The following is a 26141-nucleotide window of genomic DNA, read 5'->3' as shown; positions in this document are numbered from 1 at the left end:
GAGAGCCAGTATGTGCGTCCCAAACACAGAGTGCCGCACTATTCTGTCGATGCAATCCCCCAGGAGATCCGATCCCAGAGGCGTTCGTAGCCGTAGTACGTCCCCGTTTTGACGACGTTGGCGACGAGACCGATGCTGAGTGCTTCCCCCGTGTTACCGGTGAACCAGAAGGCGACGACGATGGTGATCACGATCATCACCACACGGTAGCCGAGCGTCTTGGCGAGCGCACGCGACATCCGCTGGTGAGGTGACTGCCGAAAGACACGCTGGGCTGCGTGTCGCAGCCGGTCGAAGAGCGCCATTGCTGTCCGTAGCAACTCGCTCCAGAAACAAATAGCGTTCTACCGCCGTCAACCGCAGCCCAGCCGGTGGTAGTCGAGCCACCGCCGAAACCGAGAACACAGACAGTAGTCGCCTACAGCAGCTGGTCGATATCCTTGTACTTGCTGACCTCAACGCCCTCGTCGGTGACGACGGCGACGTTGATCCCGTTACCCGAAGCGAGGTCACGCTCGACCGCGCTCTTGATCGCGCGGGCGGCGACCGTCTCGGCTTCGTCCAAGGAGAGATCCTCCTCGTAGTGCTGTTCGAGCACACCGAGGGCGAACTGGCTGCCGGAGCCGGTGACCGTGTACTCCTCTTCGGTTGTCCCACCCAGCGCGTCGATGGAGTAGATGTGGCTGCCCTCGTCGTCGACGCCGCCAAGGATCGGGCTGACGATGAGGAACGCACCCGAGCGGAGGAAGTTCCCGGTCAGCGTCGACAACGCCTGCATGCTCATATCCTCGCCACGGCGGGCCTCGTAGAGCCGCACCTCGGCCTGCAGCGAGCTGATGAGGTTTTGGGCGGCCGACACCGAGCCCGCGATGGTGAGCGCGCCCGTCGGGTGGATCTCCTCGACCTTTTGGACGTCTTTGCTGGAGACCATATTGCCCAGGCTCGCCCGCATATCGGTGGCGAGGACGACGCCCTCCTCGGTTTTGAGGCCGACTGTCGTCGTTCCCGTCTTCATGCCGGCGTCGTCGGCGGCCGACCCCTCGCGGTCGGCGTTGCCGCTGAACTCGCCGAGTTCCGGGCCGAAGACGTTGCTGTCCTCACCGTCGAGCTGACCTAACTCACTCGCAGCATCGCGTGTCGGAGTTCGCATTATAAGCGATTGGGTCGGCGCGCGGATAAATGCAACCATTCGGCGAACCCTCGCCGCGACGCGATGAATCGGTGCCGTGACTCACCGACACGTGCCGCCGGCCGGCGGAAGACATTCAGTACTGCCGACATACGCTCGCGTATGCGACGCGCCAACGCCGACGAGATGGAATGGACGACAGTCGACGGCGGTGACACCGAGTTCAAGCGCAAACACCTCGGCGAGGACGCCGGCGGCGACCAACTCGGCTGTAGCCTCTATGAGCTCCCAGCCGGCAAGCGATCGTGGCCCTACCACTATCACACGGCCAACGAGGAGGCCATCTTCGTGCTGGCCGGTGAGGGAACCGTCCGGTGTGAGGGCGAGGAAGCCGCCATCAGCGAGGGCGACTATCTCAACTTCCCGGCCGACGCCAGCGGTGGCCATCGCGTGATCAACGACACCGACGAGGCGCTCCGGTATCTGGCGGTTTCGACGATGATCGAGCCCGATGTAACCGTCTATCCGGACTCCGAGAAGTTTGGCGTCTACGTGGGCTCCCCGCCCGGCGGCCGCGATGAGCGGACGCTGGAGGGGTATTACCAACAGGACGCGACCACCGACTACTGGGACGGCGAAACGTAGCGATCCGACGACAAGCGGGGGGTGACCGCTCAGATCGAGTCAGCGGTGGCTGCCATGCCGTCGAGGAGGTTCCGAACCGGGAGTCGAAGACCGACCCGCTTGGCGGCGAGTGCGACCGGCAGCAGGACGATCCCGAGCAGGACGGTCAGCTGATACAGCGCGAGCGCGGTGAACCGCGATACCGTTTCGATCATATCCGTACCGAGTCCCTGCCAGTAGCCCTATATAAGCTTTTGGAGACGATTTCAACGCTAATGGCGACGCAGTCATGCGGTTTTGGTTTGACACCGTAAACGAAGCCGTGTGGTCGGCGCGCGGCCGTTCACCCCGCGTAAACCGTGTGACAAACCGGCCTGATCGGTATAACTTATGAGAAACCAACGGCGTTCGTGCGCCTATCCAAGTGAGTATGAGAGACCCGAGTTGGCGACCCGCGATTCCGTCGCTGGCGCGGCCGGAACGAATCACAAGACACGAAACCCTCGGGCCCAAGAAGTGGGTATGAGCAATTATCTCGTCGCTATGGAAGCGGCTTGGTTGGTTCGTGATGTTGAGGATGTCGACGATGCGATCGGTGTCGCCGTCAGCTCCGCCGGCAAGCGGTTGAACGAGGCCGACAAGGAGTACGTCGACGTCGAGGTCGGCGTCACCGGCTGTCCGGCCTGCGGCGAACCCTTCGACTCGGCGTTTATCGCCGCCGACACCGCCCTCGTCGGCCTGCTGCTTGAGATCGATGTCTTCAACGCCGACAGCGTCGAACACGCCTCTCGGATCGCCAAAAGCGAGGTCGGCGGCGCGCTGCGAGACGTGCCGCTGACGGTGATCGACGTGATCGAGGAGCCCGACGACGAGGAGCGCGAGACCTGATTCTCGGTCGGCTGTCGCCGACGAAAGCTTTTCAATAACTTGGGGTAATAGACCTGTATGGAGTTGCCGACGCCACAGGATCTCAAGGAACGCCGCACCGCCTTGGAACTCACCCAAAGCGCGCTCGCCGAGGCCGCCGGCGTCTCACAGCCGCTGATCGCCCGCATCGAGGGTGGCGATGTCGACCCGCGGCTCTCGACGCTGCGGCGGATCGTCGAAGCCTTAGACGAGGCCGAAGGCGAGGTTGTTCGCGCGGCCGACCTCATGAACGAGACCGTGATCAGCGTCGCCCCCGACGACGCGGTCGGCGAGGCCGTCGAGACGATGGAGTCCGAAGCCTACTCACAGCTACCGGTGTTGCAGAACGGCGTCCCGGTCGGCTCGATCAGCCAACATGACGTGATCCAGGCCGGCGAGGATGTCAGCGACTACCCGGTGAGTGAGGTGATGAGCGAATCGTTTCCGACGGTCAGCGAGGACGCCACCGTCGACGAGATCCGGAATCTCTTGGAACACTACAAGGCCGTGATGGTCACCCGCGGCGGCGAAACGGTGGGGATCATCACCGAGGCCGATATCGCCGCCCAGTTTTCCTGACCACACTACTCGTCGACGGTATCCCAGAGGCCATCGGACGCATCATCACCCTCAGCCGCCGTCGGCGACGCCGGTTCCGGCATCGAATCGCCTGCTGACTCCGTGGTCGCTTTGGGTGATGACGCCGCGGGCGACCCGGTCGACGGCTCCGGCCTCCCGGCGTTGATCGATCGATCGGCACCGCCGTCGGTCTGCTGTGTGGTGGTGAGTGCGTCATCGATCCCGCGACCGACCTGTACCGCTGCTGGTGCCTCGGTAGGGCGATCCGGAACCGTGACAGCGGTTGTTCCGGAGGCGCCGGGTGGGTCGCCAGCCCCGACGGCGACACCGGCCTCGGTCGCCAACGCGGGGCCAGCCCCCCGGCCGATCGCCCAGGCAGCCGACATCCGCAACCAAAACACGAGGACGACGGCGACCCCCAGTGTCAGCAACCCGCCGATCGCGGCCAACGCCACATCGTAAAGCCCGGCCAGCCCCGACAGGATAAAAAGCGGTGTCACCAACAGCGGGCCGACGGTCAACAACCCCATGGCGATCAGCCAGCCGGTGAGATAGGGCCCGGACAGCGAGACAGCCAGAATCCGGCGGGGATCGATCGCCGCCCGTACCGATCCGGTCGCAGCCAACACCGCCCGCGCAGCGGGGCGGAGATACAGATAGACGAGCAGGTAACACAGCAGCCCAAAGCCACCGATCAGGATGGCGACCGCGGCGAGCACCTGCGGCGCGCCCTCGAACCCCGGCGGGTCGAGCACCGTCGCCGCGCCGGCCCCCGCGGCGAGGCCAAGACACACCGCCGCCGGCAGGGCATACACCACCGAGACAGTCGCCGACCGCACACCATCCCAAAGCAGCGACCCCCACCGCACAAACGAGGGTGCCACGGAGCGATCATCGATGCCGGCGGCGACGACGCCAACCAGATACCCCCGCACCACCAAGCCCAACAGGAAGACGATCGGCGTCGCGGCGATCCCAAAGCGGAGATCGACGGTCAGCAACGCGATCCAGCCGACGGCGGCGATCGCCGTCGCCCCGGTAAGCACTGTTCCGACCAGAAGCGTCCCTGTCGCATCGGCGGCGCGGGACGGGACGCGGAGGGCCTCACTCAGCATCACCTACACCCAGACGCTCCCGAGATTTATAGCTGCGTGTTGTGGCGACAGTGTGGTCAATCGATGATCTCGCTACCGCCGGCCGGCAGATGCTCCTGGATCAGGTCGGGGCTGGCGACCGACCGGACGAAGCTCTCGTCGGCGAACCGACCCTTGAGCTCCCGGTAACAGCGTTTTGCCATATCGTTTTGGGCGTATTTGCCGGGCTGGAGTTGGAGATGCGTCGCCGCGGCCTCGGCAACTGCGGCGGTCGGCCCGCCGACAACGCGGGTCTGTGGCGCACACTGAATCCCGACCGCGAGGTCGACAGCGAGGTCGGTGAAGTACGTGCGGTCGCCCCGGATCACGAAGCTCCCCTTTTCAATGTACTCGCCGCTTTCCGGCGTTTTGGACACCTGATCTGGTTCAACCATGTACACGTCGCCGGCGTGTTGGCCGGCCTTCCAGACCGAGGAATGGGAGACGGCAAACTGGGCGGCCTGCCGAAGCGTTTCCTCGGGGAAGTCAACCTCCTTGGCCGCCTCGCTCGGCCCGGTCGCCTTCAGGATTGTCACCGGGCCACCATGAGCTTGGGCGTGGAAAAAGCGGTCGCCGCCGCTCATGTATTTTTTCACCAGTTCCTCGTTTTGGTCGGCGTTGCGGCCGCCGATGACGAGGAAGCCGTCGGTCGTGTGGAACCAGCGGAACCGCTCGTACCACCCTTCGTCGCGTTTGATCGGGATCGACGATCGGGCGAGCCAGTCGGTGTCGACGAACTCGTCGTCCGCGTCGTTGTCACCGTCGCCGTCGCTGTCGCCTTCGCCATCGGCGTCGCTGTCGCCATCGTCAGCTTCCCACGCGTCGCGGCGGGCTTTGACCGCTGCTAACTCCTCGCGGGTCTGCTCGATGGCTTCCTTCGCGCCTTCCTTCTTCTCCTCGATGCGTTTGGCCTCCTGATAGAGTTGGTCGGCGTTCTTCTCGACGCCGATGGTCGCATCAAGCGTCGCCCGCGTCTCGCCGAGATCGACCGTAACCGTCCCCTCCGAGCCGTCAACCGCGACGACGGCTTCGGCTGCTGGCAGGCCTGATTCGGCGGCCTCCTGAAGGGTGGCGTCGATCTCGTCCCACGGGACGCCGTCGTCGCGGGCGTCTTGGATCGTTGTCAGGATCTCGTCGACGCGGTCGTACTGCTCATAGAGGGCTTCGGCTTTGGCGCGCTCCGCGGCGGCCTGTTGTTCGAAGCCCTCGATGGCTCCCTCCTGTTGGTCGATGATGCGCTGCTGTTTGGCGATCTCGGCCTCGAAATCCGGTTTGCCATCGTCGGGCTCGGAGCTATCGCTGTCGTCGTCGGAACGGTCAAACCGGTAGAAGTAGTCGTCGACAGCCGCGGTGAAATCGTCGTAGTGCTCTTCGTCGAGCCCTGCGGCCTCGCGTTCGGCCAGGGGGAACGGCGTCACGTCGACGACGCGGTCGTCGTCGAGGTAGATACGAGGGTCGAAATCGCCGGCGTCGACGCGAGCTGAGAGTTCGTCGAGGGCGTCGTAGATGGCGCGGTAGTCATCCTCGGTGGCGTCCTCGATCTGGGTTTCCTTTGCGACGCCGGCGCGAGTACAGACCTCTTCGGCGTAGAGGCCGCCGAGGTTGAGTTGCGTGGCCAGCGTGCGCACCACGTCGGTGGTCGAATCGTCCATCTCGCGGCCGAAGGCATCAAAGCCGACCGACAGCGGGTCGATCCGGGAGTCGGGGTACTCGTACTGTGAGCCGGGGGCGATCGTACGGGATTTCAGTCGGACGGTCTGGAGGCTTTGGATGACCTCGCCGGTTTCGTCGAGGGCGGCGATGTTGCCCTCGCCGAACAGTTCGACGACGAGCGTGGTGTTGGCGTCGGGGCGTTCGAACTCGAAAACGAGGATGCGGTCGAACTCGTACTGGGAGACGCCGGCGAAATCCGCGCCGCCGAGACGGTTGCGCAACATTTTGGCGAAGTTCGGCGGCCGGCCGGGCGCGTCAGCGACGTGGTCGGGGTCGGCCATGTGGGCGCGTTTGACCGCGCCGACTTCGAGCATGAGTTCGACGCGGCCACGGTCGAAATCCCGCAGCTTGAGCCGGAGCAGGTCATCGCTGTAGAGATACGCCTTGTCGACCTTCGCGCCCTCATAGCGGCCCATCTCGGTGACGAGGGCGGCCAGATCGATGCTGGAAAGCTCCCGCTTGGCGTTCATACGCGTTCCTCACGACGACGCGAAAAAGGGGTGTCGTTCCCGCCGCTGGGGTCGGCGTGCGTGAGCGCGGACAGATCGAGGCGGTATCGCCCGGTCGCGCCTCAGCGAATCCCGGTTCCTGAAGACGCGGTTAGGCGACGAGGCGCGTGTCGGTTCTGCTGTTGGCGTCGACCCCGGTCGCCTGCCAGCCGTTGCCGCGACACGGTGCCGCTGTGAGCGTGAGCGTCACCGTCTCACCGACACGCAGCTGCTCAAGCTCCTCGGCAACATCCGGGGCCGCGCAGTCGACGATCTGATACGTCCGATCGTTCTCAGACCGGAGGGTCATCGCACCGTACCGGTTGAGTTCGGTCGTGACAGTCCCTGTTACCCGACGGGTGGTCTGAGAATTGTTCATAATCGTATATTATAGATTCAAGGGCAAAAAGATACCCCTGCTTCGCAAGCGTCGCTCACAACCGAAACCTGACGGCCGTGTTACAGTGGAAAGACGCCACACAACCAAAACAGCCGGGCGGCGAAGCGATTATGAGAGCACGTAGGAGCTGCCGTCCGCCAACTGGCCGGGAGCCTGTTTTTCGGTGACCGTTCGGCCGCCGGCGGGGGCCTCGATACTGATCGAGACGCTGTCGTCAGCCGCGAGCGTGTTTATTTCATCGATCTCTGTGAGATCCAGCTTCGCGATAATAACCTGATCTTGGTCGGAGAGTGTCGTTTCGCCGTCCGCCAACCCCTGAGACTGGTTGTAGCTCAGCCCGGTGGTGGACTCGTTGCCTGAAACGACGGTTGCGGCGTTGGTATCACCCATTGTGGCGATCGTGTACGACGTTTCGTTCATCTCAACGGCATCGGCCCCCGAGGCGAGTCGAACCTTTATTTCAAGCGTTTCGATCTCTGTGGTGCCGCCGCTCTCGTTGGCGGTACCGATAACGTCCGTGATCCGGAGAATATCGCTGACCTGCGATGTCGTCTCCTCGCCGGTCTGAGAGGCCTGCGACTGGAGCTGTCCGGCGGTCGTAATCAGCACACCGGAGGCGATTGCGGCGACGAGCACCATGGCTATGAACACAATAAGGGTTCCAATCCCGACCTGACCGCGTTCGGTGGTGCTGAACATGGTGGGAAGGGTGCGGTCGCCGCAGCCGATACGACACCAGTGCCTTGGTACAAACTATGCTCACGGCGGTATAAAACGTTTCATGTACCTGCCAAGGATACGATACGTTTGCGACACCGTGACACACCGGCGTTGATCACTGCGAATACGGCACCGATCAACGCGAACACCGACAGCCGGTCGGCGGCGCGTTCGCTACTCGAACTGCGCGACAGCCGCGTCGATGACGGCCTCCTGTGCGGCCTCACGTCGCCCCGAAAGGAACTCGATGCGCCCCTCGCGGATGCCGCGAGCAGTCACGTCGGCCTCGGGGGCAGCCTCGGCGGCAGCCTCGGCGACCGTGCGGATATCCAGGTCGCCGGTGCTCCGGAGGTAGAGTTCGTCCATGCCGACACCGACGGTGACAAACTGCGCACCCTCGCGCTCGACGTAGTGCAGCTCATCCAGCAGGAGCGTCGTCGGCGGAAAGTCAAACCGATGGGTGAACTGATCGGTATCGAGTACCGCAACCCCAACGCCGTCGTCCTCCCGGCGGTCAAGATTAGCCTTCGCGGTGTCCAGCTCGTCGTCGAGTTTTTCGCGGAACTGTTCGGCGATGTGGCCGGCCAGCCCGCCGGCGTCGTCGAACAAGAGATCCGTGATCAGCTCGCGTTTGTCCTGGTAGGACTGGTAGTACGCCTCAAGGGCGATCGCCTCTCGAAGGTGTCGCACCTGCTCGGCGTCGTAGCCGGCGGCTTCGGCGGCCCCGGCGTAGGCCTCGGGGGTCTCCTCCCAGTAGCTCACAGCCGGCAGGTGCTGCATCTCCGCGCTCACATCGGGGTTGAGCGCGGCCGCCAGCGTCGCCGCCAGCGCGCCGATCGAGAGATCAGCCGCGTCGCCGGTGACGACCTGTTCGGCCACATCGCCCACCGCCGGGTCGGCGGCGATCGCATCGAGGACGACCCGTTCGGCCCCGTAGACACCGAGCAGGCCCAGCCCGTCGACGGAGTCGGCTGTCGAGCCCGCACCCACAAAGCAGAACAGCGGCAGCTTCTCGTCGTGGCGGTCACGATCCTGGAGCATCTGGGTGGCGTCGTTGGTCGCATCGTCCATGTCGTACACCGCGTTCTCCAGCGGCCGGCGGACGATGTAGTGGTATTCGGCGTCCGAGCGGGCGTGTTCCTCACGAACGAGCGGCAGCACCGCGCGCTCGATGGCCGCGCCGGCGACGTAGCCCGCGGCGGTCGCGGGGTGGCGGATCACGACCGGCCGCGACTCCAAGACGGCCCGCCGGATCGCCTCGGCAACGTCCAACAGTGACTCGCTCATCTCGGTGACCGTCTCGTGGTCGCCGATCGGATCGAGCTCGTCAGGCCGGGCGCGGTCGGTCAGCGCGTCGGCCAGCCGATCGGTGACAGCCTCGCGGGCCGCCCCCTCTAAGGCCGCAAGCTCCTCGGTTTCGACCTGGAGCTCGCCGCGTCGTTGTTCGACCTCGCCATCAAGGCGGACGATATCGCCGACCTCGATGTCGGGGTAGGCGCGAACGCCGGCCTCGACGAAGGCCGCACAGTCGACGACGCCGGTCTGATCGCGGAGCTCGAAGATCGTCGGCCCGCCGGTCTGGCGAACGCTGACGATCTCACCCGCAAGACGAACCGTGTCGCCGACCTTGTCGGTGAGTTCCGCGACGGTTGTCTCGCTGTCGGCGTCGACTGACTCGGAATCGTCGGCGTCAGCGTCGTCGTCCGACTCAGCGACCGCGACAGGGGCCGAACCGTTCGTCTCGGCATCGGCGTCGGCAACAGTCTCCGTATCAGTATCGGCAACCGTCTCAGCGTCGGCGTCGATAGCGGGCTCGGCATCGCCCTCGGCAGCAGTCGGGGTGGCAGCCGTCTCGTCGGCTTCGGCAGCGGATTCGGTCACAGCCCCCGCATCGCCGTCGGTTTCGGCCGGTGTCGGATCGGCCGGGGTGTCGGCTGATTCCGCCGGCGTGTCGGTCGGTGTCGACGCCTCTGAGGTGGCCGCCGCGACAGCGTCGTGGTCGGTGGTCTCGTCCGCGTCGACAGCATCGTCAGCGTCGTGGTCGGTGGCGTCAGCGTCGGCGTCGATACCGGTCGTCGTGGAGGTGGCTGAGCCGCCGTCGGCGGTCGACTCAGCCGGTGTCGACTCCGGGTCGACGGCCTCCTCGTCGGCGTCAGGAAGCGTTTCGCCGTCGCCATCGAGGATGATCTTTCCGCGGAACTCGCGTTCGGACTGGCGGATGGATTTGGCGAGATCGATGTTGCCGTTATCCCGGACGTTGGTCACCTTGACACAGACGGTGTCGCCGGGCTCCCAATCGAGGCTGTCGAGGCGACGGTCGAGTTCGCTGCGGTGCAGCAGGCCGGTCACACCAGGGGCGATATCGACGAAGACGCCGAAGTCGGCGTAGCCGTCGACCGTTCCCTCGTAGAAGCGGTTCGGCACGAGCTGAGAGGCGTTGTTGCCACGGAACTCGAAAAGGACATCTTCTTGATGGCTCTCGCAAACGTGGCCGCCGTCAACGGACGTACCACAGATGATACAGGTACCCATTTGCGAAGTAAATAGAGGGCCTCCCTTTAACGGTTGTCGAAACGTCGCTGTCGGCTCAGCCGACCATCGCTAGCAGCGTCTCGCCGGCCCACAGCCCACCGTAGGCCACACCAAAGACAAGCGTCGCCGGCAGCGCGGCCGCCAGCGTCGCCCGTGGGAGCGTCGTCCGATGAACAACTGCAAGGCCGACGACCAACAGCCCGGCCCCATAGAGCGCACAGCCCGCTGTCACCGCCGGAGACGGGAGCCACGTCACAGCGCAGGGGGCGGTCGCGTAGGCGACGACCTGCACCGTCTCGCTGACGCCAGCACGGTCTGGGACGGTCAGCATCAACAACACGGTCTGAATGGCAGCCGTCAGATGCAACCCGGCGGGCGCGGCGACGACCGCCGTCACGAGGAGGACTAACACCATCGTCAGCGTCCTGCTGTCGCCGAGTATGGGGACAACTGACGTATCGAGGATCGTCTCGGGTTGGACGGCCAGGAGGCCGCTCACATAGATCACGGCGACGACGACCGCGAAGGCGAGGCCGGGAGCCTGATCGCCGGGGGCGACACCGTTCGTGAAGAACCGCCGCGGGCGCAGGAGCACCTCGATCCACGCGCGAGCGATCCCGCGCGGCCCGCGGCTGCGGCCACCGGTCGGATTTTCGACCCACGTAGTCACACCGGAGTGTAGGGGCTGGCACCGGTATGATAGTTACTAGTCGGCGTCGTTGGTGTTGTCCGCTCTATTCGAACTCGTCGAGCGTCGCGTGCAGCCCCTGTCGCGTGTCGGTCACGAGCCCACCGGAGAGTTCGAGCCCCAACTCCTCGGCGGCGAGCCGCCCCACCCGCTCGGTCGCCGACGGCGTGGTGTAGACGCCGAGTCGCCACTGGCCGCGCTGGGCGGTTCGCAGCGCGCTCACCAGCGGTGACTGGTCGCCGAGGTTTCGGATCTCGCCGTTGACGACGACGCGCGTCGAGGACTCCCGCATCGACGGTTTTTCCGGAATTTCGATGATAACCTCGCTGTCGACAACGTCGGCGCGGTCGGCGACCGTTGTCTCAAGATCTCGGCGTTCCTCGTGGTCGAGGGCAAGCAGGTCGTCGGGGACATGCTGGAGTTCCGCCCAGACGGCGCGTTTGAACAGCCGCCGGTCGTCGTACCGCTCGGCGAAGGCCTCGGTCGCGGGCGTCGTCCGCAGGGCGACCAGCAGGTCGTGGTCGTCCATCCGCCGCAACTCGCCCGCGTCGAGTTCGGTCGTCGCCAACAGCCGCTCGCTGGCCCGCCGCAGCATGGCCTTGCTGATGCGGGCGACAGGGTGCATGTAGACGGTCGGGTTCATCAGCGCGCGCGCCAACAACAGGCTCTCGGCGGTCTGGACGTTGCCCGCCGCGAGCACCAACTCGCCATCGACAAAGGTGAGTTCCCGGAGCAGTCGTTCAGTGTCAATGGTGCCGTAGGGGACGCCGGTGTGGTGGGCGTCTCGCACAAGGTAATCCATCCGGTCGACGTCGAGTTCGCCGGAGACGAGTTGGCCAAACTGCCCCTCGCCGGCGACGAGGCCGGCGATGTGGCCGGGATCGAGATCATGCTCACGGAGGATCTCACCGACCTCGCCCGCCGCGAGAAGTTCGTCCACGTCGTCGTGGTATTTGCCGGTCTTGCGATGGGTGAGTGCCTCGATGTTGTGGCTGAAGGGGCCGTGGCCCACGTCGTGCAGCAGTGCGGCCGCCCGGATGCGCTCGGCCTCCCGGCCTTCGATCCCGAGTTCGGCCAGCGCGCGGTCGGCGAGGTGGTAGACGCCGAGGCTGTGCTCGAAGCGGGTGTGGTTCGCCGACGGGTAGACGAGTTGCACCGTCCCGAGTTGGCTGATGTGGCGGAGCCGCTGGACGGTCGGCGTATCGAGCAGGGCCTCGGCGACGCCGCTGATCTCGATGTGGTCGTGCACGCTGTCCTTGATCGTGGCCATGGGTCGCGTTTCGCAGCCACCCACAAAACCGTTGCCGGCCCTGTCGACAGCGGGAACGCGACCGACCGTGCCGTCCTCGCGGGCAACAGTGTGGCCCACCGTGATGGGCAGATTTGTCGGTGGCCTCTAACAGCCATTAATGAGGCTTGAGTTCGTTCGGTTGGTATGGACGACGAGGAGACGGATCCGGTCGGCGGCTCGCTGCCACCTGCAACCTCCTTCGACGAGCGGGTGTTGAGTGGCAGTGAAACCGTGCTGCGATACGTCGAGGTCGTCGCCGCGGTGGTTCTGGTTATCCTGTTTGCTATCGGGGTGTTCGATCTCAGTCTGCAGATTTTCCAAAGCGCGGTCGACGGGAGCATCACCGACCCGCTCGTTGTCGTCGGCTTCATCGATACCGCGCTGCTGCTGTTCATCATCGTTGAGGTCTACCAGACGGTCGTCGCCTACACCCAGGAAAGCGAAACCCGGCGGATCGTCCGGCTGGTGATCTACACCGGCGTTATCGCCATGGTCCGAAAGGCGATCATCTTCCGTACCGGCGAGTACGCCGACGAGACGGCGGCACTGTTGGCTGCCGGCTCCTACACGCTCATTATCCTCGGGTTAGCGACGTTACTCATCGTCGAGCGACGAACCCGGATCCTAGAAGCCGACTGACTGGTTCGCCCGTCCCGGGAGCCCCACATGGGGCTGATCGCGACAGCCTCGGTCAGCGATGGGGGCCACAGCGCAGCGATGGCGGCCACAGCGTTATGTCCGTGACGGCCGTTTGGTCTGTATGGCCGACACGAAGCAGGGTCGCGACAAGCAGGCCCACGACGAAGCCAAACGCCAGCGTGAACACGATCTGAAGGAAGCCCGCAAGCGCGCCGACGAGGCCGAACCCGACGCCGAGGACGGCCCGGTACTGTGTTACCGCCGGGGCTGTGATGACCCCGCGGCGTTTGTCGTCCTCGAACGCTATCAGGAGGAAGGCGGCCACGGAGCTGTCGAGGCGAGAGTTGAACTCTGTGAGGCCCACACTGCCGAGGAGAGCCCGGTCAATCTCGACGCCGTCTACGACGACTACGTGTTCCGCGTCGAGCCGCTCTCCGACGCCGAGTAGCGTCCGCGGTCGCCCAGCCGGTGATTATTCCAGCACCACCAGCACGTCGCCCATATCGACGCTGTCGCCCTCGGCGACCCGGATGTCGGTGACGGTGCCGCCGCGTTCGGTCACCACGTCGTTTTCCATCTTCATCGCCTCCAGCACGCAGACCACGTCGCCGGCAGCGATCTCCTCGCCCTCCTCAACGTCGACCGAGAGGATCGTTCCCTGCATCTCGGCGGTGACGGTGTCGCCACCCTCGACGCTGACCGCCTCGCTCTCGTCGTCGCCTGCGGCCTGTGGCGGGCGATCCATCCCACCGCTGTCGGCGTCGATGGCTCCCACGTCGATGGCCGGCGCGCCGTGTTCTTCCAGAGTGACCGCGAAGCGTTTGCCGTTGACCTCAACGGTAAACTCGCGTTCGGTCGTCTCCGCCTCCTCGCTTTCGTCGTCAGCATCGCCCGCCTCGTCGGCCCCGCTCGAACCCCACTGGGAGACAGCCTCCTCGATCCGCTCTTGGGCGACCGCCTCGTCGAGATATTTCGTCGTGTGCTCGCTGTTGGAGAACGCCTTGTCGGTTAACATGAGGCGATGGAACGGGATGATCGTCTGCAATCCCTCGATGTCGAACTCCGCGAGCGCGCGCTCCGAGCGGGTGAGACACGCCTCCCGATCCGACGCCGAGACGATCAGCTTGGCGATCATCGAGTCGTAGTCGCCGCCGATCGCATCGCCCTGCCGAACCGCGTCGTCGATGCGGACGCCGATGCCGCCGGCGGGGTCGTACGTCTCAAGGGTGCCGGTCGCGGGCTCGAAGTCCGCCGCGGCGTTTTCGGCGTTGATCCGGAACTCCATGGCGTGGCCGTCGAAGGCGATGTCGTCCTGTGCGAAATCGATCTCCTCGCCGGCGGCGACCCGAAGCTGCCATTTGACGATGTCGAGGCCGGTGATCTCCTCGGTCACCGTGTGTTCGACCTGAATCCGCGTGTTGACCTCCATGAAGTAGAACTCGCCGTCCTCGACGAGGAACTCCACCGTGCCGGCGTTGGTGTAGCCCGCCGCGTCAACGCCGCGTTTGGCGGCTTCACCGATTTTCTCCCGTAGTTCCGCATCAAGAATCGAGGAGGGAGCTTCCTCGATGACTTTCTGGTGGCGACGCTGCAGCGAGCAGTCACGCTCGCCGAGATGGCGGACGTTACCGTGTTCGTCGGCGAGGATCTGCACCTCGATGTGGTGGGGCGCTTCGAGATACTTTTCGACGTAGACCGAGCTGTTGTCGAAGTAGGCTTCACCCTCCCGCTGGGCGGTTTCGAACTGTTTTTCGACCTCGTCTTCGCTGTGGACGACCTTCAGCCCGCGACCGCCGCCGCCACCTTCGGCCTTGATGGCGACAGGGTAGCCGTAGTCGTCGGCGACGGCGGTGATCTCCTCGACTGAGGAGACGGGGGCGGTCGTCCCGGGAACGACCGGCACGTCGGCGTCCTGCATCAGCGCGCGGGCGTTCGTCTTTTCGCCGAGGGCTTCCATCGCGTCGGGGTCGGGGCCAACCCAGACGAAGCCGCTGTCGACGACATTCTGTGCAAATTCGGCGTTTTCGGCCAGAAAGCCGTAGCCCGGATGGATCGCGTCCGCGCCGGCTTTCGCGGCGGCTTCGAGGACGGCCGCCTGGTCGAGATAGGAGTCGGCGGCGCGTGCGGGGCCGATGTTGTAGGCCTCGTCGGCGTAGCGCACGTGGCCGGCGTGTTTGTCGGCATCGCTGTAGACAGCGACGGTTCGGACGCCCAACTCCTCGCAGGCGCGCATCACCCGAACCGCGATCTCCCCGCGGTTGGCAACCAGAACCTTCCTGAACATTCTTGGCCCTCTCTTGAGCGAAGGGTTACGTGATTCTATCGGTCGATCACGAGGCCATCGACAGCAGAAAACAGAGAGCGGCGACAGCGGAGCGAAACAGCGATCCTACCGAAGCCGGTTGAGCATCGAGATCTGCTCGTCGATCCGGTCGCTGATCTCCTCGGTTTCGCTGTCGATCTCGTCGGCGTTGCTGGCGGTCTCATCAACCATCGAGGCGACGGTGCTCGCGCTTTGTGCCTGCTGGTCGGTCGCGGCGGCGATCTCGTCGACACCGGCGGAGACCTCGCCGACAGCGTCGGTGATCTCATCGAGACTCGATTTTGCCTCGTTGGCGCGGTTCATCCCGGTTTCGACCTCATCAACGCTGGATTCCAGCGTCTCGACCGCGCCGGCGGCGTCCTCGGTGACACGCTGAACGGTCGCATCGATATCCTCGGCCTGCTCGCGGGACTCCTGGGCCAGCGATTTGATCTCGTCGGCGACGACCGCAAACCCTTCGCCCTCCTCGCCGACCCGGGCGGCCTCGATCGAGGCGTTGAGCGCGAGCAGGTTCGTCTGGTCGGCGATCTCGTCGATCACGTCGGCCAGTGCGGTGATCTCCTCGACGCCCTCCCGGATCGTCCGGATCTCCTCGACGGCCTCCTCGGTCGCCGACTGGATCTCGGTCATCGCCTCGACGACCTCCTGGGTTGCTTCCTCACCCTCCTGGGCGCGGTCGTCGGCCTGTTCGGCAGCGGTGGCGACCTCTTCGGCGGAGGAGGCGATCTCTTCGACGGCCGCGCTAAGATCCGAGACCTCCGCGGAGACCTCCCGCATGTTGTTCGACTGTTTGTGGGCGCGGTCGGAGATCTCATCGACGCCGTCGGCGATATCCTGTGAGGCGGTGTACACATCGGCGATCGTGTCGTCGAGATCGCCGCCGACGGCGGCATCGCTTGAACCGTTCGTGTCCGCACCGAACTCGAAGTCCCCTTCAGCATCGATATCGGGCTGGTTCGCTGTCATTGTTGGACGAACGTGGGCAATGGTAATATACCTCGGGGTAACGGTATCGGAGCTGATAGAAATACCGTGCGGCGGGCCGACCCAGCACCGTCAGAACCGATCGGCGCGGTCGGCGGCCGTCCAGTCGTCGGGCGGTGTCGACGATCGAGCGCGGTTTGCGGTGACACCCAATCCGGCGAGCCGGCCGGCAAAACGCCACGACCGCTGAGATGGGTCGCCCGCGGCGTCGGCTGCGGCGGCTGCCGCCGCGGCAGCGGCTGCCTGAGCCTGGAGATAGGCACCGATCGCGGCGGCGATCGCGGCGGCTTCCTCGTCGCTCGCGTCGGCCACTCCGTCGAGGGCATCGGCGTCGATGGCTGGCGGCGACATGGCGTTAGATCGGGATGTTCCCGTGTTTTTTCGAGGGTTTGTCCTCGCGTTTCGACAGCAACATCTCCAGGTCGTCGATCAGTCGCGTCCGGGTTTCGGCGGGTTCGATCACCGCATCGATAAAGCCGCGGTCGGCGGCGGTGTAGGGGTTGGCGAACTCCTCACGGTATTCGTCGATGAGTTCCTGCCGGCGGGCGTCGGTGTCGTCGGCCGCCGCAAGCTCCTCGGAGTAGAGGATGTTGACCGCGCCTTTCGGCCCCATGACGGCGATCTCGGCGGTCGGCCAGGCGTAGTTCACGTCGCCGCCGATATGTTTCGAGGCCATGACGCAGTACGCGCCGCCGTAGGCCTTGCGCGTGATCACCGTCAGCAGTGGGACGGTCGCCTCGGCATAGGCATACAGCAGCTTCGCGCCGTGGCGGATGATCCCGCCGTGTTCTTGGTCGGTGCCGGGCATGAAGCCGGGCACGTCCTCGAAGGTGACGATCGGGATGTTGAACGCATCACAGAACCGGACGAACCGCGCGCCCTTTTCGCTGGCTTCGATGTCAAGGGTGCCGGCGTTGACCCGCGGCTGGTTGGCGACGATGCCGACCGACCGGCCGTCGAGGCGGGCGAAGCCGACGACGAGGTTTTTCGCGAAGTCCTCGTGCACCTCGAAAAACGAGCCCTCGTCGACAACGTCGGCGACGACCTCGGTCGCATCGTAGGGTTTTTTCGGAGCATCTGGAACGATCTCGCCGGCCCTCGTGGTATCACGGTCGGGATCATCCCAGGGGTCGACCCGCGGTGGATCTTCGACGTTGTTCTGCGGGAGGTAGGACAACAGACGCGCAATGTTGTCGAGGGCTTCCTCCTCGCTTGCTTCGGCGAAATGCGCCGACCCGGAGGTCGAGGCGTGGGTGACCGCGCCGCCAAGCTCCTCGAAGCTGACCTCCTCGCCGGTGACGGTTTCGACGACATCGGGACCCGTGATGAACATGTGGCTGGTCTCCTTGACCATGAAGACGAAATCCGTGATCGCCGGCGAGTAGACCGCGCCGCCGGCACACGGCCCGAAGATCCCCGAGATCTGTGGGATGACGCCGCTGGCATCGACATTGCGCTGGAAGATCTCGCCGAACCCACCGAGCGAGCCGACACCCTCCTGGATTCTGGCTCCCGCGGAGTCGTTGAGCCCGACGACCGGCGCGCCGACCTCCATCGCCTTATCCATCACCTTACAGATCTTTTCGGCAAACACCTCGCCGAGCGAGCCACCGAAGACGGTGAAATCGTGCGCAAAGACGAAGACGGTGCGGCCGTTGACCTCGCCGTAGCCGGTGACGACCCCGTCGGTCAGCAGCTGTTGTTCCTCCATCCCGAAGGTGTGGTTGCGGTGGGTGCGGAACTGGTCGAACTCATGGAAGGTGCCGTCATCAAGGAAGTAGTCGATGCGCTCGCGGGCGGTCTTTTTGCCCTTGTCGTGCTGTTTGGCGATGCGGTCTTCGCCGCCGCCTTGGCGGGCCGCCTCGCGCTTGGCCCGCAGCTCCTCGATGCGGTCGTCCATCGTCATCGGCGACCACCAGTCATTGCTACCTCCGACAGCGACGGGCGCAAAAAGGGTTCCGCAACCGATTGTCGTCGGCAACAAACGGCCTTATTTGCCTGTTCGCAAAACAGGCGCGTAATGGACGAACGCGCAACTTGGGCTACACGCATCGGCTTCATCCTCGCCGCGGCCGGCAGTGCGGTCGGGCTGGGCAACATCTGGCGGTTTCCGTTCCTGACCGGTGAGTCGGGTGGGGCGGCGTTTCTCGTCGTCTACCTGCTGTTGGTCGTCGGGGTCGGCGTCCCGGTGTTGCTCGTGGAGTTCGTTATCGGCCGGCGGTCGAACCGCAACCCGATCGGGGCCTTCGAGCGGCTCGGCCACCCTAGCTGGAAGGCCGCCGGCGCGGTCGGCGCGATCGCCGCGTTCATCATCTTCTCGTACTACAGCGTCGTCGGCGGCTGGGTGATCCAGTACGTCGTCGCCAGCTTCACCGGCGGCTACGGGGCTGACGCCGAGGCGTTTTTCCTGAGTACGGCCTCCGGCACCAACGCGATCGCCTACCACGGGCTGTTCATGGCGACGGTCGCCGGCATCGTCGCCCTGGGAATTCGCAACGGGCTCGAAAAGGCAGCCACGGTGATGGTGCCGACGGTCGTCGTCCTGCTCGTCGGGCTGGCGGGCTACGGCGCGACACTCGATGGTGCGGGAGCCGCCTACAGCTACTATCTCGCGCCGGATCTCAGCACGATCGTCGGCGACGCCGTCTCGATCCTCCCGGCGGCGGCTGGCCAGGCGTTTTACACCCTGTCGCTGGGGATGGGGATTATGATCACCTACGCCTCCTACATCGGCGAGGATCGCAATCTCCTGCAGGACGCGGGTGTCATCGTCGTCCTCGATACAATCATCGCGCTGTTGGCCGGGCTTGTTGTCTTCCCGTTCCTGTTCACCCAGGGGATCGATCCCGGCGAGGGCGGAGCCGGCTCGATCTTCATCAGCCTCGCGGGCGCGTTCCAACAGTTACCCGGCGGTGAGCTCCTCGGTGGCGTCTTTTTCCTCATGCTGTTGGTCGCCGCGCTGACCAGCGCGTTCAGTATCTTCGAGGTCGTCGTCTCCTACGTCACCGACACCTTCGATGTCGACCGCGTGCCGACGGCCCTCGGGATGGCGGGGGTGTTGTTCGTCGTGGGGATTCCGACCGCCCTCGATCTGACCTATCTCGACGCCTACGATCTCTTTGCCAACAACATCCTCCTGATTCTCAGTGGGCTGTTGTTGTCGATCTTCATCGGCTGGGTGTACGCCGGCGAGGCGATCGAAGAACTCGGCAAGGGACGAGCCAGCGATGGCCGGATCGAAGCCATCTGGCTGACGACGCTGCGCTACGTCGTGCCGATCGTGCTTGCGATCACGCTCGCGCTGTCGGTGCGGGACTACATCGGCTTCCTGCAGGAATCGTTCTTCTAAGACCGACTCATAACCCCCCTGTAGAGACAAGCAGCCAAGCAGTCAAGTCGGCCAGCCGATCAAACCACATCCCTGGCGGATTGAAAGGGCGAGGCTCTCCCGGCGAACCCGGACGACGTAAGCACCGCAGGAGTGAGCACCGCGAACGACGAGGAGCGCAACGAGTCCCGGGAGCCGAGAGAGCCGAGGGCTTTCAACACCTATTCGTCGTACACAACTCCGTATCTGAACATAAGTTAGTAACTGACCCCGACGATTAACTCCCTCGACCACCCAGCAAGCGTATGCTCACCGCCGACCGCATGGCAGCCGTCGACGCGAACGCGGCGGCCCTCGGTGTCCCACGCAAGCAGTTGATGGAATCAAGCGGCAACGCCGTCGCCCGCGTCGTCCGACAGTATGTCGATCCCAACGACCGCGTGATCCTCGTCTGTGGCCGCGGGAACAACGGGGGCGACGCCTTCGTCGCCGCCCGGTTTCTCGATGAGTACGATGTCGAAATCGCCCTGCTCGGCCACCCCGATCGTATCGGCAGCGACATCGCCCGCGAAAACTGGGCTGCCCTCCAAGCCGCCGAGATCCCGACGACAACGATCACCGATTCGACCGCAATCGACGATCTTGATCTCGCCGGGGCCGACTGCATCGTCGACGCGATGCTCGGCACCGGCGTCACCGGCGCGCTCCGAGAGCCGGCGGCGACAGCAGCCCGCGCGATCACCGCCGCCGACACACCGGTCGTCGCCGTCGATGTCCCCTCCGGCGTCGATGCCGACACCGGGAAAGCCGCCGGCGACGCGGTCGCGGCCGATCACGTCGTCACTTTCCACGACATGAAGCCCGGTCTCGACGCCCTTGAGGCCGCGGTGAGCGTCGCCGATATCGGCATCCCGGCAGCCGCCGAGCGGTTCGTCGGCCCCGGTGATCTCCGAGGGCGCGAGCGGGCCGCCGAGAGCCACAAGGGTGACCACGGCGAGCTACTGGTGATCGGTGGCGGCCCTTACACCGGCGCGCCAGCGTTGACCGGTCAGGCTGCCCTCCGAGCCGGTGCCGATCTCGTTCATGTTGCCTGCCCCGAGTCGGTCGCAGACGAGGTACAGGGCTACAGCGAGAACCTGATCGTCCACCCCCTCGCCGGCGGGCAGGTGACACGAAGCGTCGTCGACGACCTGCTGAGTCGGGCTGCCGAAGTCGACACCGTTGTCTGCGGCCCGGGACTCGGTGACAGCGAGTCGACCCGGGCAGCTGTGGGCGCGTTCCTGGAGCACTACGACGGACAAGTCGTCGTCGACGCCGATGCCCTGAGCGTCGTCCCCGATGTCGACACCGACGCGACGCTGGTCTGCACGCCCCACCACGGCGAGTTGGCTGGGATGGGCGGGCCGAGTGCCGACGACCGCGAGCAGTTGGCCGACCAAGTTGGCAATTTCGCGGCCGACCTCGGGCACACGCTGCTGGTCAAAGGGGCCGACGACATCATCAGCGACGGCGAGACAACCCGGATCAACCGCACCGGCAACCCGGGGATGACCGTCGGCGGCACCGGCGACGTGTTGGCGGGGGTGGTCGGCGCGCTGCTGCCAACCGAACAGCCGCGGGCGGCTGCGGCGGTCGGCGCCTACGTCACCGGCCGCGCCGGCGATCTGGCGGCCGACGCCGTCGGCGACAGCCTTGTAGCGACAGATCTACTCAACCGGCTCCCGGAGGCGTTAACAACCGATGAGTGAGCCAACCGACGAGCCCACGCAGCCGACGACCCACGGAACGGAACCAACCGACGAGGCCGCCGAGCTAACCCACACCGACGACTCGGGGGCCGCCCAGATGGTCGATGTCGGCGACAAACCCGACAGCGACCGCCGGGCCGTCGCCGAGGGGACGATCCACCTCCAGCCATCGACGATTGAGGCGGTCGAAGCCAACGACATCGGGAAGGGCGATGTGCTCGCCACCGCCCGGATCGGCGCGATTCAGGCGGTCAAACACACCTGGGAGTCGATCCCGCTGTGCCACCAGATCCCGATCACAAACGTCGACACCGAGTTTTCGGTCGCCGACGACCGGATTCGGCTGACGGTCGCCGTCGAAACAACGGGCAAAACCGGCTGCGAGATGGAGGCCTTAGAGGGGGTGACGACCGGATTAAACGTCGTCTGGGATATGTGTAAGGCGGCCGAAAAGGATGCTGACGGCCAATATCCTGACACACGGATCGACGGGGTGGGAGTCAGCAGCAAGGAAAAGATTCGGTATAGCACTGAATAGTTTATTCCGGTGTGATCGGCGGGGTGGAGCGTTCATTTCACAGACATTATAGTGTTTTTCTAAGGCAATACTATTCAACGTAGCTACCGGTAAAGAGCTAATATCGCCTTCTGCTCCGGATCTACACGGATAACGTGATCCTGCGACAAACATGTTGCGATCTCAATTTTTTGTATTGTGCATCACAAGCAATATTAATGGTGGGTGTGTATCGTGAGAGGATGACAACTGATGCAACCGACACCGAGGCCGGTGCGGATGGGACAACAGCTGCTGACTCCACTGGCGACGTTCCCGACACGACGGAGGTACTGATACTTGGCGGCGGTGCCGGCGGCTACGTCGCGGCGATCAAGGCTGCCCAACGCGGGCTCGATGTCACGCTCGTCGAGCGAGATGCCCTCGGTGGCACCTGCCTCAACACGGGGTGTATCCCCTCGAAGGCGGTGATCCACGGCGCGGATATCGCCCATGAGGCGACCACCGCCGAGGAGCTCGGCATATCGGCGACGGTCGACGTCGATATGGAAGGGCTCATCGACTGGAAAGACGGCGTCGTCGGCCAGTTGACCGGCGGCATCGAGCAGATCTGTCAGGCCAACGGCGTCACCATCGTCGACGGCATCGCGGAGTTCGTCGACGACCACCACGCGAGTGTTACCACCGACGATGGTGATCACACCGTCGAGTTCGAGTACGCGATCGTCGCCACCGGGAGCCAGCCGATCGAACTCCCAGGCTTTGCGCCCGACGGCGAACACGTCCTGAGTTCGACCGACATCCTCTCGCTGTCGTCGATGCCCGACGAACTGCTCGTCGTCGGGGCCGGCTACATCGGCATGGAGCTTTCGACGGCGCTCACCAAACTCGGCACCGACGTGACGGTCGTCGAGATGTTCGACGACGTGCTCCCGATGTACGACGATGAGATCTCCGCGGTCGTCCGCGAGCAGGCCACCGAGCTCGGGGTTGACTTCCAGTTCGGCGAGGCGGCGACCGAGTGGGAGCAGGTCGACGACGGCATCGTGGTCACCACCGAAACGGAGGACGGAGAGACAAGTGAGTATGCGGCCGACGCGGTATTGGTCGTCGCCGGCCGGCAGCCAGCCCCCGACACCGTCAATCTTGCAGCGATCAACATCGAGCCCACCGACGACGGCTTCATTCCGACCGATGCCCAGGGTCGGACACCCCACGACCACATCTTCGCGGTCGGCGATGTGGCCAGCGAGCCGATGTTAGCCCACACAGCCATGTACGAGGGAGCGATCGCCGCCGCGGCGATCGCGGGCGACCCGGCGGCCATCGACACCACCGCGGTGCCAGCGGCGGTCTTCACCGATCCCGAGATCGCGACCGTTGGACAGACCGAAGCAGACGCTGAGGACGCCGGCTACACACCGGTCGTCGGGAAGATTCCGCTGGCTGCCAACGGGCGAGCGCGGACAATGTCGGCAACCGACGGCTTCGTCCGGATTGTCGCCGACGAGCCGACCGGCCGGCTGCTTGGCGCACAGATGGTCACTCCGGATGCGTCTGAGATGATCGGCGAGCTCACCGTCGCCATCAACGCGGGCTTGGATCTCTCGGCGATCACCCAAACCATCCACCCCCACCCGACGCTCTCAGAGGCGGTCATGGAGGCCGCAGCCGACGCCCAGGGTGAGTCAATCCACACCCACTAACCACACCGGCGGCACCGCTGTCGATTACGATCCAGAGACCAACAGCCGATCACGCAGCGATTCGGCAACCCCGGTGAGATGGACTTGGCCAAACAGCGCGACCAACAGCGCGCCAAGCGAGTTGTAGAGCATATCGACGACCGTATCATCCAGCCCGTGTTGGGCCAGCGGCATCGTGATCCCGGTTTCGGTGCTGAGCAGATCGAGCGCAAACTCAAACAGCTCCCAGATGACCCCAAAGGCCAACACCACGATAAACAGATAGACGAAGACGAACTGTTTGGGGACATGAATTGCCTCGCTGTGGAGGTCGATCACACGCGCGGCCGTGTAGCCGACACCGGCGACAAGCGAGGCCGACAGCGCGTGTGTCACACTATCCCACCACCCAAACTGTGCGTAGAGCCCAGCCGACCCCAGAGTATGGAGAAAGACTGCCGTCGTGATCCACAACCCGAGCCAGGGATCGAGTGAAAACTGGTAGTTTCGACGAAAAACAGCCGGCAACAGCGTCACCGCCAACCCGATGCCGCCGTTGGTGATCGCCTTCGGCTGACCAGCGTATAAACCGTATACAACGATAGCAAACAGCAAGAGCTGCATCACAAGCGTGAGTCGCCGCTGTGTCGATGGCGATGGCCGGGGCAACATCATCGGCCGATCACCCGCCGAAGCACGCGCCACAGCTGGCGATCCCGCCGGCTGAAGTAGCTGTCAAACAGGATCCCGGCGACGATGCCGGCGAGGGTCACATAGAGCCACTCGATCATCAGCGTCTCGTTGTCAACGAGGAAGGTGGTGCCAAGATACTGATCGGCACTCCACCGGAAGATCGTCCACACCCCGACGACCGCAAGCGTTGTCAACACGACAAGGGCGACCGCAAACCAGTGGGTCACTGTCAGCGACGTGAACATGTGGAGTTCGACAACGACGAGCAAGGCGAGAGCCGCCAAGGAGATGTAGGTCGCCACAGTGCCAAGGGTGCCGCCGACAAGGCCGCGAACAAGGATCGGAAGCAACGCCAACACAAGCAACTCCCAGGGGAGCATTACCCGCCACTCCCGGTAGGCAAGCGGCGGAAGACAGACCACGCCGCCGACGGCAGCCACAAACAGGATCCACCGGTAGTCGACACTCAGCAGGCTCTCGACAAACACGCCGAGGAGCACAGCAACAAGCAGCCACGCCACGACCGCATTGCCGCGGCCATCACGAAACAGCCGTTCCAACGCGTCAGGGACGGCATCGGGAAGCGGCGGCTCGGAGGGCCGTTGGGGCGTCATGGCAGACCAAAGCACTGAGACGGCGATAAAGCCAGCGACACGGCACCCCACCGGGCGACGTGTTTATTCCACCCCACCACCTCCGGGAGGCTATGATGTTGCCAACCCACGCGCTGGTCGGGCTTGCGGTCGGCGCGCCGCTGCTGTGGCTGGCTCCCGAATCCGCGACCGCCGCGCTGATCGGTGGCCTCCTCGGGGGGATCTGGCCGGATCTGGATCTGTACGTCGGCCATCGGCGAACCCTCCACTACCCGACGGGCTACTCGCTGGCGGCGATCCCGGCGGTGATCGTCGCGGCCGTTGTTGGGTCGCCGCCTGCAGTCGGCCTCGCTGCCGCCGTCGTCGCCGCCGCCGGCCACTGTCAGATGGATCGCTACGGCGGCGGCCTCGAACTCCGGCCATGGGAGAACACCTCCGAGCGGGCGGTCTACGATCACGTCGCCGGCGAGTGGCGCGCACCCAAGCGGTGGGTGCGCTACGACGGCGCGCCCGAGGATGTAGGGCTGTCGCTGCTGGTCGGACTCCCGCTTGTCGCCGTGATGCCGCCAACGTTCCGGTGGCTTGTCGCCACCACGCTCATCGTCGCCGTCGGCTACGGGCTGCTTCGGCGGCGGCTCGCATCGCTGGCACCGGTCGTCGCCGACACCGTCCCCGATCCGGTCGTCGAGTACGTCCCCGAACGATACCGGCGCGACGAGCAATAGTTCGAATCCATAAAAGTAATACTTAGACATATCTAATTTTCTCGCACTGAATGGAGTCGTTCATCGGCATCGTCGGCACCGCGTTTATTCTACAGCTCACTGCCTTACCGGGCGAGAAGGGCCAGCTTGTGATCGCCGGGTTGGCGACGCGGTACAACCCCTACATGGTCGTTGCCGGCGCGTCGACGGCGTTCGGCGGCTGGACGATCCTCGAGATCCTGCTGGGCAACGCGCTGAAGGGCGCGCTCCCGGAACTGTATCTCGACGCCATCACCGCAGGCCTGTTTTTCATCTTCGGGGGCTGGCTGTTGTATACGACCGTCGACAGCGTTGCGACGCCGGAAGTCGCCCCGGAAGGCAGCCGGCTGGCGGCGATCCAAGCACGACTCCCGGAGCGACTCCATGGGTTTCTCCCCTCGTTTTGGTTCATGGTCTTCGGCGAGTTCGGCGACAAAACACAGTTGGTCACGATTGGGTTGGCCGTCCAGTACGGGGCGACACCGGCGATCTGGATCGGCGAGATGCTGGCGATCATCCCGGTGAGCCTGGCGACCGCGCTGTTTTTCAGCAAAACAGCCCACCGGCTCGACCAAACGTGGTTTCACCGGGTGGCCGCCGGGATCTTCGTGCTGTTCGGCCTCGATATCGTCGCGTCGTATACGATCGGGCGATCGTTTCTCCCGCTGTAAGGGCGATCGCTGCG

General features: G+C 64.7%; 27 protein-coding genes. 11 read left to right on the top strand and 16 right to left on the bottom strand.

All coding sequences use genetic code 11. The features are described 5' to 3' along the window. Window positions 1-38 precede the first annotated feature (38 nt). Window positions 39-305 carry a DUF2061 domain-containing protein gene (locus HKK80_RS02310; protein ID WP_411797995.1) on the bottom strand — a complete coding sequence of 89 codons (267 nt, stop codon included), beginning with the start codon at window positions 303-305 and terminating at the stop codon, window positions 39-41. Window positions 306-418: 113 nt separating this feature from the next. Beyond that, window positions 419-1150: an archaeal proteasome endopeptidase complex subunit beta gene (psmB, locus tag HKK80_RS02305; protein ID WP_411797994.1), complete on the bottom strand. Its 732-nt coding sequence runs from the start codon at window positions 1148-1150 to the stop codon at window positions 419-421. Window positions 1151-1291: 141 nt separating this feature from the next. Here psmB and HKK80_RS02300 point away from each other — a divergent pair, with 141 nt between their 5' ends. Continuing rightward, entirely contained in the window at window positions 1292-1774 is a 483-nt protein-coding gene (locus HKK80_RS02300; protein WP_411797993.1) for a cupin domain-containing protein, read from the top strand. A gap of 29 nt (window positions 1775-1803) precedes the next feature. On the opposite strand, the gene HKK80_RS02295 is transcribed toward HKK80_RS02300, so the two are convergent. Then, a complete protein-coding gene (locus HKK80_RS02295; RefSeq protein WP_411797992.1) occupies window positions 1804-1968 on the bottom strand; it encodes a hypothetical protein in 165 nt (54 codons plus the stop codon). Window positions 1969-2275: 307 nt separating this feature from the next. Between HKK80_RS02295 and HKK80_RS02290 the strand changes: the two genes are divergently transcribed. After that, a complete protein-coding gene (locus tag HKK80_RS02290) occupies window positions 2276-2641 on the top strand; it encodes a DUF555 domain-containing protein (protein ID WP_142444275.1) in 366 nt (121 codons plus the stop codon). 57 nt (window positions 2642-2698) lie between these two features. Then, window positions 2699-3238 carry a CBS domain-containing protein gene (locus tag HKK80_RS02285; protein ID WP_411797991.1) on the top strand — a complete coding sequence of 180 codons (540 nt, stop codon included), beginning with the start codon at window positions 2699-2701 and terminating at the stop codon, window positions 3236-3238. A gap of 5 nt (window positions 3239-3243) precedes the next feature. Here HKK80_RS02285 and HKK80_RS02280 read toward each other — a convergent pair whose 3' ends face one another. The 7 genes from HKK80_RS02280 to HKK80_RS02250 all read right to left on the bottom strand — a co-directional run bounded on the left by HKK80_RS02280 (window position 3244) and on the right by HKK80_RS02250 (window position 12182). After that, the gene (locus tag HKK80_RS02280; protein WP_411797990.1) at window positions 3244-4353 is read right to left on the bottom strand and encodes a DUF4013 domain-containing protein; all 1110 of its coding nucleotides are present in this window, start codon (window positions 4351-4353) and stop codon (window positions 3244-3246) included. 56 nt (window positions 4354-4409) lie between these two features. Next, a complete protein-coding gene (gene rqcH / locus HKK80_RS02275; RefSeq protein ID WP_411797989.1) occupies window positions 4410-6554 on the bottom strand; it encodes a ribosome rescue protein RqcH in 2145 nt (714 codons plus the stop codon). A gap of 130 nt (window positions 6555-6684) precedes the next feature. Then, on the bottom strand, window positions 6685-6951 hold the full coding sequence (locus tag HKK80_RS02270) for a hypothetical protein (RefSeq protein WP_411797988.1): 267 nt from the start codon (window positions 6949-6951) through the stop codon (window positions 6685-6687). 129 nt (window positions 6952-7080) lie between these two features. Next, window positions 7081-7671 carry an archaellin/type IV pilin N-terminal domain-containing protein gene (locus tag HKK80_RS02265; protein WP_411797987.1) on the bottom strand — a complete coding sequence of 197 codons (591 nt, stop codon included), beginning with the start codon at window positions 7669-7671 and terminating at the stop codon, window positions 7081-7083. 195 nt (window positions 7672-7866) lie between these two features. Then, window positions 7867-10224: an OB-fold nucleic acid binding domain-containing protein gene (locus tag HKK80_RS02260; RefSeq protein WP_411797986.1), complete on the bottom strand. Its 2358-nt coding sequence runs from the start codon at window positions 10222-10224 to the stop codon at window positions 7867-7869. Window positions 10225-10279: 55 nt separating this feature from the next. Further along, window positions 10280-10894: a YIP1 family protein gene (locus tag HKK80_RS02255; RefSeq protein ID WP_411797985.1), complete on the bottom strand. Its 615-nt coding sequence runs from the start codon at window positions 10892-10894 to the stop codon at window positions 10280-10282. Window positions 10895-10958: 64 nt separating this feature from the next. Then, entirely contained in the window at window positions 10959-12182 is a 1224-nt protein-coding gene (locus HKK80_RS02250) for an HD domain-containing protein (protein ID WP_411797984.1), read from the bottom strand. Between the two features lie 165 nt (window positions 12183-12347). Here HKK80_RS02250 and HKK80_RS02245 point away from each other — a divergent pair, with 165 nt between their 5' ends. After that, complete coding sequence (locus tag HKK80_RS02245; protein WP_411797983.1) at window positions 12348-12842, top strand: phosphate-starvation-inducible PsiE family protein; 495 nt, start codon at window positions 12348-12350, stop codon at window positions 12840-12842. Between the two features lie 121 nt (window positions 12843-12963). Beyond that, the gene (locus HKK80_RS02240) at window positions 12964-13290 is read left to right on the top strand and encodes a hypothetical protein (RefSeq protein WP_411797982.1); all 327 of its coding nucleotides are present in this window, start codon (window positions 12964-12966) and stop codon (window positions 13288-13290) included. A 24-nt stretch (window positions 13291-13314) separates the two neighbouring features. On the opposite strand, the gene HKK80_RS02235 is transcribed toward HKK80_RS02240, so the two are convergent. The 4 genes from HKK80_RS02235 to HKK80_RS02220 form a co-directional block, all read right to left on the bottom strand. Then, complete coding sequence (locus tag HKK80_RS02235; protein WP_411797981.1) at window positions 13315-15126, bottom strand: acetyl-CoA carboxylase biotin carboxylase subunit; 1812 nt, start codon at window positions 15124-15126, stop codon at window positions 13315-13317. A gap of 105 nt (window positions 15127-15231) precedes the next feature. After that, the gene (locus HKK80_RS02230) at window positions 15232-16131 is read right to left on the bottom strand and encodes a methyl-accepting chemotaxis protein (protein ID WP_411797980.1); all 900 of its coding nucleotides are present in this window, start codon (window positions 16129-16131) and stop codon (window positions 15232-15234) included. Window positions 16132-16221: 90 nt separating this feature from the next. Then, complete coding sequence (locus HKK80_RS02225; protein WP_411797979.1) at window positions 16222-16500, bottom strand: acc operon protein; 279 nt, start codon at window positions 16498-16500, stop codon at window positions 16222-16224. A gap of 4 nt (window positions 16501-16504) precedes the next feature. Next, window positions 16505-18049, bottom strand: a complete 1545-nt coding sequence (locus tag HKK80_RS02220) for an acyl-CoA carboxylase subunit beta (protein WP_411798008.1) — start codon at window positions 18047-18049, stop codon at window positions 16505-16507. Window positions 18050-18169: 120 nt separating this feature from the next. Here HKK80_RS02220 and HKK80_RS02215 point away from each other — a divergent pair, with 120 nt between their 5' ends. The 4 genes from HKK80_RS02215 to lpdA all read left to right on the top strand — a co-directional run bounded on the left by HKK80_RS02215 (window position 18170) and on the right by lpdA (window position 23448). After that, entirely contained in the window at window positions 18170-19498 is a 1329-nt protein-coding gene (locus tag HKK80_RS02215; RefSeq protein WP_411797978.1) for a sodium-dependent transporter, read from the top strand. Between the two features lie 284 nt (window positions 19499-19782). Beyond that, window positions 19783-21225 carry an NAD(P)H-hydrate dehydratase gene (locus tag HKK80_RS02210; protein WP_411797977.1) on the top strand — a complete coding sequence of 481 codons (1443 nt, stop codon included), beginning with the start codon at window positions 19783-19785 and terminating at the stop codon, window positions 21223-21225. Next, a complete protein-coding gene (gene moaC, locus HKK80_RS02205; RefSeq protein ID WP_411797976.1) occupies window positions 21218-21763 on the top strand; it encodes a cyclic pyranopterin monophosphate synthase MoaC in 546 nt (181 codons plus the stop codon). The genes HKK80_RS02210 and moaC overlap by 8 nt, the downstream gene beginning before the upstream one ends. A gap of 221 nt (window positions 21764-21984) precedes the next feature. Next, window positions 21985-23448: a dihydrolipoyl dehydrogenase gene (lpdA, locus tag HKK80_RS02200; protein ID WP_411797975.1), complete on the top strand. Its 1464-nt coding sequence runs from the start codon at window positions 21985-21987 to the stop codon at window positions 23446-23448. Between the two features lie 24 nt (window positions 23449-23472). Here lpdA and HKK80_RS02195 read toward each other — a convergent pair whose 3' ends face one another. Continuing rightward, the gene (locus HKK80_RS02195; protein ID WP_411797974.1) at window positions 23473-24102 is read right to left on the bottom strand and encodes a hypothetical protein; all 630 of its coding nucleotides are present in this window, start codon (window positions 24100-24102) and stop codon (window positions 23473-23475) included. Further along, window positions 24099-24734 carry a hypothetical protein gene (locus HKK80_RS02190; RefSeq protein ID WP_411797973.1) on the bottom strand — a complete coding sequence of 212 codons (636 nt, stop codon included), beginning with the start codon at window positions 24732-24734 and terminating at the stop codon, window positions 24099-24101. Before HKK80_RS02190 ends, HKK80_RS02195 begins: the two co-directional genes overlap by 4 nt. 92 nt (window positions 24735-24826) lie before the next feature. Between HKK80_RS02190 and HKK80_RS02185 the strand changes: the two genes are divergently transcribed. Continuing rightward, window positions 24827-25438 carry a metal-dependent hydrolase gene (locus HKK80_RS02185; protein ID WP_411797972.1) on the top strand — a complete coding sequence of 204 codons (612 nt, stop codon included), beginning with the start codon at window positions 24827-24829 and terminating at the stop codon, window positions 25436-25438. 50 nt (window positions 25439-25488) lie between these two features. Continuing rightward, a complete protein-coding gene (locus HKK80_RS02180) occupies window positions 25489-26127 on the top strand; it encodes a TMEM165/GDT1 family protein (protein ID WP_411797971.1) in 639 nt (212 codons plus the stop codon). The last annotated feature ends 14 nt before the right edge of the window (window positions 26128-26141 follow it).

Source organism: Halonotius sp. F2-221B (assembly GCF_046719765.1).
Lineage (GTDB): Archaea > Halobacteriota > Halobacteria > Halobacteriales > Haloferacaceae > Halonotius.
The sequence above is the reverse complement of the archived record's forward strand: the minus strand, read 5'-3'. Positions and strand labels throughout refer to the sequence as shown.